The 13,179-nt window shown below is 48.5% G+C and carries 10 protein-coding genes; 2 read left to right on the forward strand and 8 right to left on the reverse strand.

Going from position 1 to position 13,179, the window contains the following annotated elements:
* Positions 1 to 70: 70 nt before the first annotated feature.
* From zwf to DWW90_RS03845, 5 genes are all read right to left on the reverse strand, one after another.
* Positions 71 to 1,540, reverse strand: a complete 1,470-nt coding sequence (zwf, locus tag DWW90_RS03825) for a glucose-6-phosphate dehydrogenase (protein WP_122344176.1) — start codon at positions 1,538 to 1,540, stop codon at positions 71 to 73.
* A gap of 85 nt (positions 1,541 to 1,625) precedes the next feature.
* Positions 1,626 to 3,116, reverse strand: coding sequence for a decarboxylating NADP(+)-dependent phosphogluconate dehydrogenase (gnd, locus tag DWW90_RS03830; protein ID WP_122344062.1), 1,491 nt, complete (start codon positions 3,114 to 3,116; stop codon positions 1,626 to 1,628).
* Positions 3,117 to 3,128: 12 nt separating this feature from the next.
* Positions 3,129 to 4,505: an FAD-dependent oxidoreductase gene (locus DWW90_RS03835; protein ID WP_122344063.1), complete on the reverse strand. Its 1,377-nt coding sequence runs from the start codon at positions 4,503 to 4,505 to the stop codon at positions 3,129 to 3,131.
* Between the two features lie 168 nt (positions 4,506 to 4,673).
* Positions 4,674 to 5,519, reverse strand: coding sequence for an AraC family transcriptional regulator (locus DWW90_RS03840; protein ID WP_122344064.1), 846 nt, complete (start codon positions 5,517 to 5,519; stop codon positions 4,674 to 4,676).
* Between the two features lie 22 nt (positions 5,520 to 5,541).
* Positions 5,542 to 6,348 (reverse strand): helix-turn-helix domain-containing protein, encoded by an 807-nt coding sequence (locus tag DWW90_RS03845; RefSeq protein ID WP_115497704.1) that lies wholly within the window; start codon positions 6,346 to 6,348, stop codon positions 5,542 to 5,544.
* 213 nt (positions 6,349 to 6,561) lie between these two features.
* Between DWW90_RS03845 and DWW90_RS03850 the strand changes: the two genes are divergently transcribed.
* Both DWW90_RS03850 and DWW90_RS03855 read left to right on the forward strand, forming a co-directional pair.
* On the forward strand, positions 6,562 to 7,470 hold the full coding sequence (locus DWW90_RS03850) for a DUF2156 domain-containing protein (protein ID WP_122344065.1): 909 nt from the start codon (positions 6,562 to 6,564) through the stop codon (positions 7,468 to 7,470).
* Between the two features lie 8 nt (positions 7,471 to 7,478).
* A complete protein-coding gene (locus DWW90_RS03855) occupies positions 7,479 to 8,423 on the forward strand; it encodes a GNAT family N-acetyltransferase (RefSeq protein ID WP_122344066.1) in 945 nt (314 codons plus the stop codon).
* Positions 8,424 to 8,440: 17 nt separating this feature from the next.
* Here the strand turns inward: DWW90_RS03855 and DWW90_RS03860 are convergent, their stop codons facing one another.
* From DWW90_RS03860 to DWW90_RS03870, 3 genes are all read right to left on the reverse strand, one after another.
* Positions 8,441 to 8,788, reverse strand: coding sequence for an MGMT family protein (locus DWW90_RS03860; RefSeq protein ID WP_122344067.1), 348 nt, complete (start codon positions 8,786 to 8,788; stop codon positions 8,441 to 8,443).
* An 8-nt stretch (positions 8,789 to 8,796) separates the two neighbouring features.
* Positions 8,797 to 10,914, reverse strand: coding sequence for a M3 family metallopeptidase (locus DWW90_RS03865; protein ID WP_122344068.1), 2,118 nt, complete (start codon positions 10,912 to 10,914; stop codon positions 8,797 to 8,799).
* A gap of 120 nt (positions 10,915 to 11,034) precedes the next feature.
* A complete protein-coding gene (locus DWW90_RS03870) occupies positions 11,035 to 13,155 on the reverse strand; it encodes a M3 family metallopeptidase (RefSeq protein WP_122344069.1) in 2,121 nt (706 codons plus the stop codon).
* Positions 13,156 to 13,179 lie beyond the last annotated feature (24 nt).

Raw genomic sequence — 13,179 nt, forward strand, 5'->3', positions numbered from 1 at the left:
AATGTAAGCAATACAATACACTCTCATTGGCACATTTAGCGAAGCGCCATATTTGCACATTGGCAAATTATTACCCGCAAGTCTGGCAAGGGCAATCCTTCGGCACCATGCCCAAGCGGGCTTTTTCGAGCGGACCATCTTCGCCAGGGGCGTAGAAGAAGAGGTTCTTTGCTCCTTCTTCTTTCCAGTGGTGAAGGATCGGGTCGATCAGGCGCCAGCTGGCTTCCAAGGCATCGCTGCGGGCGTACAAAGTCGAGTCGCCCAGCATGGCGTCCAACAAGAGGCGTTCGTAGGCGTCCGGCAGATAGCTCTTCGAGAGCGAGTCGTAGCGGAAGTCCATTCCCACCTGCTTCACCGTAAAACCGGCGCCCGGCATCTTCAGGCCGAACTTCAGCGTGATGCTCTCGTCCGGCTGGATGCGGATGATCAGCTTGTTGCACGAGCCTCCCGAACACTGCCCGGCGAACAGTTGGTGAGGCGTCGACTTGAAGTTCACCACGATCTCCGAACTCTTTTCCGGCAACTTTTTGCCCGTAAAGATATAGAAGGGGACGTCGCTCCAACGCCAGTTGTCGATGAACATCTTCATGGCGACATATGTCTCCGTCGTCGAGTCGGGGGCGACATTCTTCTCCGTCCGGTATCCGTCGTACTGGCCACGGACAATCAGGTGGTCCATATCGTGCGTCTTATAAGGACGCAGGGCGCGGAAGACCTTCACGATCTCGTCGCGGATCGGCTCAGGATCGAAGACCGAAGGCGACTCCATAGCCGTAAACGCCATAAGTTGCATCAAATGGTTCTGGATCATGTCGCGCAGGGCGCCTGCTCCGTCATAATACTTTCCCCGGTTCTCCACGCCTAATGTTTCGGAAGCGCTGATCTCGATCGAGTCGATATAGTTGCGGTTCCACAGCGGCTCGAATATGCCGTTGGAAAAGCGGAGTACCAGTATGTTCTGCACCGTCTCTTTTCCCAGATAATGGTCGATACGGTAGATTTCTTCTTCGTCAAAGATGTGACAAAGATGTTTGTTCAGTTTCTGTGCCGATTCGAGGCTCGTGCCGAAAGGCTTCTCCACGATCACCCGGCGCCAACCGTCCGCTTTCTCCGGAACGTTTAGCCCGCTTTCTTTCAGGCAGGCCGGGATCAGTTCGTACATCAGTGGCGGCGTGGCAAGATAGTAGATGATCTTGTCCGGCAACTGCTCCTCATGCTGTAGCTGGTGGATACGGTCCTTCAGTTTGCCGTATTCGGCGGCGTTGGTCGAATCGAACGAGAGGTAAAAGACGCGGCGAAGGAAGTTGTCCAGTTCGGCTTCATCCACCTCTTTCTTTTTCAGGGCTTCCCGGATGTGTGCCTTCTCGAGGACACGGTATTCGTCGTCTGAATAATCCGTGCGGGCTGCACCTAAGATGCAAAAACGCTCCGGCAATAATCCCCGCACATGCAGTTCATAAAGCGAAGGCAGGAGCTTCCGTCCCGTCAGGTCGCCGGAGGCTCCGAATATAACTAATAATTGATCGCTTGCTGTTTTCATTTGTTTCTTTAATTTAATAGTTTCGGGAACTCCGGAAAGCTCCGCGCAACGTTTTTGAAGGTTTCCGGAATCCCGGAAAGTCATTTTAAACGCTATACGTTCCGGAAACCGTGTTGCCTCCCTCGCCAGTCCAGTTGGTGTGGAAGAAATGTCCCCGCTCGCGGTCGGTCCGTTCGTAAGTATGTGCACCGAAATAATCGCGCTGCGCCTGGATCAGGTTGGCCGCAGAGTGCAATGTGCGCAACCCGTCGAAGTAATTCAGGGCGGAACTCATGGCAGGCAAAGCCACGCCGCCGAGTGCGCCTTCCGCCACCACCTGGCGCCAAGCGGGAAGAGCCGTCCGGATCTTGTCGCTGAAAAAGTCGTCAAACAACAGGTTTTCCAGTTCCGGATTCTTCCTGTAAGCCTCCGTAATCTTTTGCAGGAAGACGGAACGGATGATGCATCCTTTGCGCCAGATACGGGCAATCGTCCCGTAATCCAATTCCCATCCATAATGTTCGGAAGCCCGGCGAAGCAGGGAAAAACCTTGTGCATAGGAGATCAGCTTGGAGGCATACAATGCTTGACGCACGTTTTCAGTTGAAAGTTGAAAGTTGAAAGTTGAAAGTTGAGTATCTGACAACTTTCCACTTTCCACTTTCCACTCTTCACTGTAAAGTCTCGCCGCCTTTACCCGTTCCGGATAGAGGGCGGAAAGCAGACGGGCGTAAACGGCTTCTGTGATCAGCGTAAGCGGATCGTTCTCGTCCATTGCCGCAATTGCACTCCATTTGCCTGTGCCTTTTTGTCCGGCGACGTCCAGAATCTTATCGAGCAGCGGCTTTCCGTCTTCATCGCGAAAACGCAGGATATTGGCTGTAATCTCGATCAGGAAACTATCCAGCTCGCCTCCGTTCCATTCGTCAAAAACGACAGCCAACGCGTCATTGTCCAAGCCCTTGCGGTGTTTCAGCAATGCGTATGCTTCGGAAATAAGCTGCATGTCGCCATACTCGATTCCGTTGTGCACCATCTTTACGAAATGGCCGGCTCCGCCCGCTCCGATCCATTCGCAACAGGGCGTTCCGTCGTCCAGCTTGGCCGCAATGCCCTGCAGGATGTCTTTCACTAACGGCCAGGCTTGGGCCGAACCTCCGGGCATCACGGACGGCCCGTGCAAAGCGCCTTCTTCGCCACCCGATATGCCGGTTCCGACGAAGTACATGCCTTTTTCCTCCACTTCTTTCACACGACGTTCGGTGTCGTGAAAGTCCGAATTCCCTCCGTCGATAATCACATCGCCAGGCGACAGAAACGGCGTCAATTGTGCAATCAGTTCGTCCACCGGACGGCCTGCTTTGACCATCATCATGATCTTACGCGGACGCTTGACTGCCTCGACCAACTGCTCGATGGAATGTGTCCCGATGAAATGTTTTCCTTTTCCGCGACCGCCTGTAAAACGATCCACGACGCCCTCTTCCCCGGGGGCGCTACGGTTATATACGGCTACGGTAAAGCCTTTGCTTTCCATATTCAGCGCCAGGTTCTCGCCCATCACGGCAAGCCCGATCAATCCTATATCTGCTTTCATTTCTTATTTGTTTTATTTTATGTTGAATAAATCATTCAGTGACTCGCTCATGGAAGGATGAGTAAAAATATTGTCACGAAGGAGGACATAATCGTTATCCGTACGCATCGTTAGCGCAACCAGATTGATGATCTCGCTCGACTCGGCGCAGAACAGCGTACAGCCCAGAATCTGGTTCGTATCGACGTCGATCACCGCTTTCAGCAGGCCTTCCGTCTGCCCGACCGTCCGGGTCCGGGGCATGGTGGCGGCAATCACTTTGGATACTTTTATATGCCGTCCCGTCCGGCGCGCCTGCTCTTCGTTCAGGCCGACGTGCGACAGGGGCGGATCGATAAAGACCGAATAAGCGACGGCTTCCCGATCACCGGTATTGCGTTTCCCGTCGCCAAAAAGTTCGTCCCGGATAATCCGGTAGTCGTCCAGCGAAAGATAGGTGAACTGCAGGCCGCCGCGCACATCCCCGATTGCCCATATATTGTTGACAGTCGTATGCAAGCGGTCGTCCACATCGATAGCCCCGCGTTCCGTCAGCTTCACTCCGGCTGCTTCCAGGTTCAGACCTTCGGTGTTCGGACGGCGTCCGGTGGCCAGCAGGATCGCATCGGCTTCCACGCGGATCGTTTCGCCGCTCAAGGCATCTCGGTAAACGACAGTTGCCTTGTCCGAATCCTGTTCGATCTCCTGCACGACGGCATTCAGCCGGATCGACATGCCTTTCTTTTCCAGAACAGTTTTCACCGCTTCAGCGATATCGCGGTCTTCACGCGGAATAAACTTATCGCCGCCTTCCAGCACTGTGACCTCCGAACCAAAGTTAGCAAAGATCGAAGCAAACTCGAGCCCGATATAACCGCCTCCGACTATCGCTAAGCGGCGAGGCAACTTGTCAAGCTCCATAATGGAAGTGCTGGTATAAACGAACGGATTATTTTCGATTCCTTTTATTGAAGGGATAACAGTCGAGGCTCCGGTATTGATGAATATCTTCTCCCCCTGCAACACGAGCGTTTCGCCCTCAGTTTTCACTTCTATTTCGTATGGAGAACGAAATGAAGCGGTGCCGGTATAAACAGTCACGGAATCTTTACTGTCCAGGTTATCGAAATTCTTCTGCCTGAGGTCGGCCGTGATCTTTCTTTTTTCCACGATCGCCTTGTGGAAGGCTTCGGCGCGTTGTTCGAAAGTTGTATAATGATTATACTGGGCAACTTTGGAAAGATGAACCAGGACCTTTGTCGGAATACATCCGATATTGATACATGTCCCGCCATACATTTCTTTCGAGCGTTCAACAACAGCGACACTCCATCCGCGATTGCCTAAATCCGCAGCCAGTGTTTTTCCGCCTTTTCCAAAACCAATGATAATTGCATCATACTTTTTCATTTTTCGTGTCCTCCTTTGTTTTCTACTTAAGAAACATTTCATTAAACCTGATTGTTCCCGGTAAGCATCTATTAATTGATCTGTTTTTTCTATGATGCAAAAATACAGATCCCTTATATTTCAGAGGATAGTGATTTTACCCTTAGATTTGGCAATATTCCCTGTTTTCTACACAGTCTCCTTTTTGTACTGCCGCCGGTACTCGGTCGTGCTCAACCCTGTTGCATTCTTAAAAAAACGGCTGAATGTCGCCTGATCCTCAAAACCAAGCATCTGGGCAATCTCCTTCGAGCTTTTGGTAGTGTAGAGCAGCAGGCGTTCGGCTTCCGCCTGGATACGGTTGTGGATAATGCGAATGGCGGACGGCTGGTGATAGGATGAAAGGATATTCGCTAATGTCTTCGGCGACTTGTTGAGCATATCCGCATATTCCTGTACCTGCTTCTTCTCCTTGAAATAAGTATCGACCAGGACATGGAACTTGCGGATCGTCTCGAACTGGAAACTGTTTTCCCGGACAACACCTTGCCTGTCTTCCGCTATGCGCGTACATAAAATGATAAAGCGTTTCAACAAAACCCGGAGCATCTCATCCTGCAAGTGGTCGGAACTCTGAAATTCCTCCTGCATGATCCCTGTCAGCGTGTCGATCTTCCGCCGTTCCTCTTCCGAAAGAACAAAAGTCAGCACATGCGACGAGCCATGAAACAGCAATCCGTTACAAGAAACCTCATGGTCATTCCCGTGTATGCAATAGAAGTTACTGTTGAACATCAACGTATAACAAACGCCCTCCACACGCACAAATTCCAGATGATGCAAATGGGAAAGCGGCACCAACTGTCCTTCCTTCAGGATGATTTGTTGATGATCGATATCCAGTTCAACCTCTCCGGAGCTTACCCAAATAAACTTATACAGGGTTTTATCTTTCAGAAGGCTTATGTCTTCATGAAGCGAATCTGTCAGAATGATCCGCCCTTTTATTTTAGCGTTTTCAAATGTCCATTTCATGGTATTAATCTTTAATTTTCAATTACCTCCAGTTTCCCGGCAATTCCCCGGTATGGCGTCTGAACCAACGTGCAAAGGTATCATAATTTGAGAAATTCAGCATCACAGCGATACGGGAAGGTCGCAGGCGGGTCTTGATCAGCAGGTCTTTTGCTTCAAGCAAGACATACTGGCTGATCCATTCTGCCGCCGATACGCCGGAATATGATTTACATTTACTATTCAGTTCCATAGAAGTCATGCCCAATTTCTCTGCATAATAATAGACCGGATAATGATGATAGCGACTTATCAACAATGCGAAATCGTAAAACATAGGCGGAATCCGGCTATCCCGATCGTCTGCAACATGGCCGCCCTGCTGAAGATAGAAAATCAGGGCACGCAATAACGATTCTACCACTTTAACGCGGACATCGCTCATCCGTTCGATCTGAGACTGTATCAACCGGATGTAAAGATCGGTTTCCTCCATCTCATCCGGCGTAATATCCCGGTACATCAGCCTCTGCCGATTGATCAGCAGATCACTGCTGGCATAAATAACAACCCCTTCAAAGCCTGTTTCCGAGAAGCGGGATATTTCCTTGATATCATCTGTTGCCGCCAAAAGAACCTGTCCGGCTGTTATAGAAAACTCCTGGTCGAGGGCTTTAGAAACAAACCTTCCACCCCGGCAAATCACGGCAAGAGTCCCTGCGTCCATCGGAAACAGATCATAATCCTGTCCGGCTTCGACGTGAATGATTTTTAAAGAACTTTCCAATGTCAGATTTGCAGTCGACACGGCATGATAGAGATCAATCGGTAATATTTTTTCTGTGCTCATATTCTTTTTACTTTAAAATAAAACATTGCACTTCGAACATTTAAAGATAGAAGTAAGTTTAATAAGTACAATCATTTTTATATTTACTTAAAGCCCTATTAATAACATTTATAGAGTTTATCCGGCGATATACAGAATTGATTGAATTTCTTTCTCTGAAAACATTCATACATATTAATTAGTTCTATATTTGTACCTCAAAAAAAGAAAAAGATGAAGATACCGTTTAAACCGATCGAAATCGAAGATAAAGACATTATAACCTCTTTTACAATACCGAGCAATTACAAGAATTGCGATTATTCATTTTCTAATATCTGTAGTTGGCGGTTCTTGTATGACAGCGAATATGCTGTCGTAGACGGTTGCCTGCTGATCCGTTTCTGGATCGAAAATAAGACAAGAGTTGCCTATATGACGCCTACCGGACAGGGAAACCTGCAAAAGGCGATCGAATTGTTAGAAGCCGATTCTCTCGAACAAGGGCATCCGCTTTGTATGTTAGGCGTCACATCCGATGCCAAAGAAGAACTGGAAAAGGCAATCCCCGGCGGATTCTTTTATATCCCCGAACGGGACTATTTCGATTATATCTACCTGCGCGAAGACCTGGCAACCCTGAAAGGGAAAAAGTACCAGTCGAAACGCAATCACATCAATAACTTCAATAAGAACTACGAATATAAATATATTCCTATCACGCCGGAACTGGTTCCCGAATGCCTCCAACTCGAATGTAAGTGGTATAAGGCGAACCGGATAGACAATGACGAAGAGGATCTGAACGACGAACGCCGTTCCATGAACTACGCCCTGAATCATTTCAATGAATTGGGGCTGATAGGTGGCGCCATCTGCGTAGATCATCAGATCGTCGCTTTCTCCTTCGGTGCTCCGATCAATCATAACACATTCGGCGTACATGTCGAAAAGGCGGATGTGAACTATGAGGGCGCTTATGCTGTTATCAACAAAGAATTTGCCTCTCACCTGCCGGAAAAGTATATCTATGTGAACCGGGAGGAAGACTTGGGTATTCCGGGTCTGCGTAAGGCTAAACTTTCGTATAACCCGTTCATTCTATTGGAAAAATCCGCAGCAATAAAGAAACCTGCAAAATAAAATGAACAATGGATAACAACAAGCCTCAATTGATCGATCTATGGCGTACCTCTTTCGACGACAGCGAAGAATTTATCAGCCTGTTCTTCGACCGCGTCTATAAAAAGGAGAACGCTTTGTTTATAGAAAAAGACGGGAAGATCGTTTCCGCCCTTCAAATGCTTCCGTATGTCATGACCTATTACGGAACGGAGATATCCGTAAATTACATCTATGGAGCTTGTACGCTTCCTTCCGAACGCGGCCAGGGACTTATGCGCCAATTGATAGCGGAAGCCTTCGAAGTGATGAAAAGCCGGAAAGTGGCCCTGGCGGTTATCATACCGGCCGATCCCTGGCTGTTCGATTACTATCGTGACTTAGGCTATACGGAAGCTTTCGACTACTCGGAAGAGACTTATATCCGCCCTTACGAGATCGCTTGGGAACAAGGCATATTGATTGTCCCGCCCGAAGTTCCTTCCATGGAAACCCTTTATAAATTCTTCGATAAGAAACAGCGTGAACGCACTTGCTATGTGTTGCACGGCTATGACGACTTCGTCACAATCCTGCGCGACCTGCAACAGTCCGGCGGACAGATGCTGACTGCCCTGAATGTCCGGGAAGAGCCGATCGGGATGATCTTTTTCTATCCTGCCGGCGACCATATTTATGTCAGGGAGTTAATGTACGACAATGATCATATTAAGAATCTGCTCCTTCAGGAAGCAACGACGCAAAACAAAGTAGAAAAGGCTATTTACCGGACTTCTTTCACCGGGCCGGGCACTTTCCCGTTAGGAATGGCACGTGTGCTCGATCGTGACCGCCTCATACATCATTGGGCATCCACCCATGAAAACTCCGTGCTGAACATCGGGGAACTGAAAGAGATGGAAACGCAATCGTTGACGCGTCTGTTGCTCGGCTATCAAAGCCGGGAAGCCTATATGAGCCTGATGCTCGATTAGTCCATAGACAAGGCTGGCTATTCCAGGACAACTTCTTTCAACGGATTCCAGAAGACTGATTTCCAGTTTTGAATCCGGTCATTAATGACTGTTACGCCTTCCGCTTCCAAGAGTTTCTGCATCCGGTCCGGAGTGCCGAACGCATCTTTCCCCGAAAGGATTCCCTGGCTGTTCACGACGCGATGGGCAGGAATGTCTGACTCGGAAAAAGGAATATGCCCCAACACACGCCCGACAAGGCGGGACATATTGGGATATCCGATGGCCCGGGCAATCGCGCCATAACTGGTGACGCGACCTTTCGGAACATACCGGACCATCTGATAAACAGCTTGCTTGAAATCTTCTTTATCCAAGTCAGACATATTACAAGTTATTTAAGACCTCTGTTCTTCAATAAAGGCTCCGTATTCGGTTCCTTTCCGCGGAAGTTCTTGTACATATCCATTGCATCGTCAATTCCGCCCGGTGTCAGGATGTAAGTACGGAATTTGGCCGCCACTTCAGGATTGAAGATATCGCCGGTTTCTTTGTAGGCTTCGTAAGCATCGGCATCCAAGACTTCCGCCCAGATATAACTGTAATAACCGGCCGTATAACCACCGCCCATCGTGTGGTTGAAATAAGTCGTACGATAGCGGGACGGAATCTGACGGATCAGGCCGCGTTTGCCCAACGTCTCATTTTCAAACTTCATCACATCCAGATCGGCAGGGATTTCTTTTAATACATGATAATCCATATCCAACAGAGAAGCCGCCAAATATTCGGTAGTTGCAAATCCTTGTCCGTATTTGCCGCTCTTATCCAACTTCTCGATCAGAGCTGCCGGAATCACTTCGCCCGTCTGGTAATGTTTGGCATATACTTTCAAAACTTCCGGTTCGAACACCCAATGTTCCATCACCTGTGAAGGCAATTCCACAAAGTCGCGGGGAACGCCCGACACGCCATAATAGTGCACATCCTTGAAGAGATTATGCAAGCCATGACCAAATTCATGGAACAACGTTTCCGCTTCATCGGCACTTAACAGAGCAGGCTGCCCTTCCGCCGGCTGGCTGAAGTTGCAAACGATCGTGACAATCGGGCCAAGGCGTTTGCCATCCTGGTAAGTTTGCGAACGATAGGTTCCGCACCAGGCTCCGCCTCTCTTGCTTGCACGCGGGAAGAAGTCGAAATAGAGGATTCCTAAATAGCTCCCATCTTTATCCTTGCACTCGAAAGCCTGCGCTTCGGGATGAGGAAGCGGAATATTGTTAACCGGAGTAAATGTGATGCCATACAGCTTGTTCGCCACATAGAAAGCGCCATCGCGCACATTATCCAATTTCAGGTAAGGACGCACCTGGTTTTCATCCAGATCGAACTTCGCCTTCTTGGCTTTCTCGAAATAATAGCGCCAGTCCCAGCCTTCCGCTTCGAAATTGCCGCCTTCTTTCTTGATTTCGGCATTGATGTCGGCCAGTTCCTCCTTGGCTTTAGCTAAGGCCGGTGTCCAAACTTCATCCAGCAAAGCATACACCTTAGCAGAAGTCTTTGCCATGCGGTCTTCCAGGACAAAAGAGGCATAATCGTCATATCCCATCAACTTGGCCTTTTCCAGACGCAGCGTGATCAGATCGCGAACGACTTTATTATTATCGGCATCATTTCCGTTATTTCCCCGATTGATATAGCCTTTAAAGATTTTCTCACGCAGAGCACGGTTGTCGGCATATTGCAGGAACGGCATTACACTCGGATTATGCAGCGTGAAAAGCCATTTGCCGTCCATCCCGGCAGCTTTAGCCGCTTTGGCGGCATTCGCAATCAAGCTTTCGGGCAGGCCGGAAAGGTCTTCCTTCTTATCGATCACCAACTGGAAATCGTTTGTTTCCTTCAACATATTCTGTCCGAAAGTGAGCTGGAGCATGGAGATACCGCTGTTCAGTTCACGCAACTTCTCCTGCTTGTCGGCCGGCAGATTAGCACCGCCCCGCACAAAGTCCTTATATGTTTCTTCCAGTAATTTCTTCTGTTCCTTATCCAGATTGAATTTAGCCTGGTTGTCATAAACCTCTTTCACGCGGGCAAAGAGCGCCGGATTAAGGCTAATGTCGTCATTATGTTTAGACAGTAGCGGAGAAAGTTCCCGGCTCAGCGCCTGCATTTCATCATTTGTATTCACGCTATTTTGTCCATAAAACACGGAACTGACCCGTTTCAGCAGGCGACCGCTTTGGTCGAGCGCAACGATCGTGTTTTCAAAGTCCGGCACGGACCGCTGTTTTACGATGGCGTCAATTTCCTGTTTCTGCTCTTCCATTCCTTGCAGGAATGCCGGTTTGTAATCGGCCAAAGTGATCTTATCGAACGGAGGGACACCAAACGGTGTGGTAAACTCTGTCAGGAAAGGGTTTCCCTCCTGGGCTGCATCTGTACCTTTTTCAGGTGAACCGCATGCGCTCAACACGACGGCTAAGCCGGCTGCCATAAATGTTCTCTTCATTCTTTTCTCTTGTTTTTTTTATGTGAATAATAAAAAATTGCATAGGCATGTATTTTAAATTCCATGCCCATGCATTTTCTGTTCCATGGGCATGAAACTAAAATTCCATGCCCATCCGTTTTATTTCAGACCTCTGTTCCGCAACAACGGATCGATGCTCGGTTCTTTGCCCCGGAAGTTTCTGTACATAACCATACCTTCGTCAATACCGCCCGGAGACAGTACATACGTACGGAATTTGGCAGCCACTTCGGGATTGAAGATATCGCCGGTTTCCTTGAATGCCTCGAAAGCATCGCAATCCAGGACTTCCGCCCAGATATAACTGTAATAACCGGCTGTGTAACCGCCTTCCATCGTATGACCGAAATAAGTTCCCCAATAACGGGGAGCAATCTGTTTCAACAACCCGCGACCATACATTGCATTTGCTTCAAACTTCTCTATATCCAAATCAGCAGGAATCTCTTTCAAAATATGATAATCCATATCCAATAAAGAAGATGCCACATATTCGGTTGTTGCAAAACCCTGTCCGTATTTTCCACTCTTAACGATTTTATCGACAATTGCTTGCGGGATCACTTCGCCTGTATTATGATGTTTGGCATAAACTTTCAGCACTTCCGGTTCGAACACCCAATGCTCCATCACCTGTGAAGGAAGTTCCACAAAATCGCGGGGGACACCGGATACGCCGTTGTAATGCACATCGGCGAACAGTCCGTTCAGAGCATGTCCGAATTCATGGAATACGGTTCCGGCTTCGTCGGCGCTTAATAATGCAGGCTGTCCTTCTGCCGGTTTGCTGAAGTTGAATACGGTGGTTACAATCGGAGCGACACGTTTACCGTCTTTATAAGTCTGATCCCGATAGCCGCCACACCAAGCGCCGCCGCTCTTTCCGGGACGGGTAAAGAAGTCCATATAGAGCACGCCCAATGAAGAGCCGTCTTTGTCCTTGCATTCAAAAACCTGTGCATCCGGATCAGGAAGCGGCATATTCTGCAACGCGGTAAAAGTGATGCCATACAGCTTATTTGCCACATAGAAAGCACCTTCACGGACATTGTTCAGCTCCAGATACGGACGAACTTCGTTCTCATCCAGATCAAACTTTGCGATCTTGGCTTTCTCGAAATAATAACGCCAGTCCCAGCCTTCAGCCTCGAAGTTACCGCCTTCTTTCTTGATTTCGGCATTGATATCGGCCAGCTCTTCTTTTGCCTTTGCCAATGCCGGTGTCCAAATCTTGTTCAACAGGTCGTAGACGTTCTTTTCGTTCTTTGCCATGTTTTCTTCCAGGACATAAGCGGCAAAGTCTTCGTAACCTAATAACTTAGCCTTTTCCAAACGGGCGGTAACCAGTTTTTTGATTACATCCTTATTGTCGTTTGCATTGTTGTTATTGCCACGGCTGATGTAGGCATTATAGATTTTCTCACGCAAAGCGCGGTTGTCTGCATATTGCAGGAACGGCATCACACTCGGATTATGCAGCGTGAACACCCATTTGCCCTCCATTCCGGCCTCTTTGGCTGCGGCAGCTGCTGCGGCCACCAATGTTTCGGGCAGGCCGGAAAGGTCTTCCTTCTTATCGACAACCAGTTGGAAAGCATTTGTTTCTTTCAGCGTATTCTGTCCGAAAGTAAGCTCCAACAAGGAAATCTGCTCGTTCAGCTTACGAAGCTGGGCCTGCTTGTCTGCATCCAGATTGGCGCCGCCACGTACAAACCCTTTGTATGTTTCTTCCAGCAACTTCTTCTGTTCCTTGTTCAGATCGAATTTAGCCTGGTTCTCATATACGGATTTTACACGGGCAAAGAGTTTAGGATTCAGACTGATATCATCCGAATGTTTGGAAAGCAACGGTGAAAGTTCCTGTTCAAGCGCCTGGATTTCATCATTCGTATTAACACTGGCTTGTCCGCTGAAAGCATAGGCGACTTTCGTCAACAACTCTCCGCTCTGATCCAGTGCAACAATCGTATTTTCAAAAGTAGCCTCGTCCGGGTTATTGACGATAGCGTCTACTTCTGCAACTTGTTCCTCCATGCCTTTCAGGAAGGCAGGCTTGTAGTGTTCGACCTTGATCTGATCAAAAGGAGGAACACCAAACGGCGTCGTGTACTCGGTAAAGAAAGGATTTGCAACCGCTGTATCTGCGACATCGCCTTTCTTCGTGGAGTTACATGCCCCTAAAACAACTGCCAGACCGGCAGCCATAAGTGTTTTGTTCATGTCTGTACTATTAATTTATTCTAA

Source organism: Parabacteroides sp. AF17-28, assembly GCF_003479205.1.
Classification (GTDB): domain Bacteria; phylum Bacteroidota; class Bacteroidia; order Bacteroidales; family Tannerellaceae; genus Parabacteroides; species Parabacteroides acidifaciens.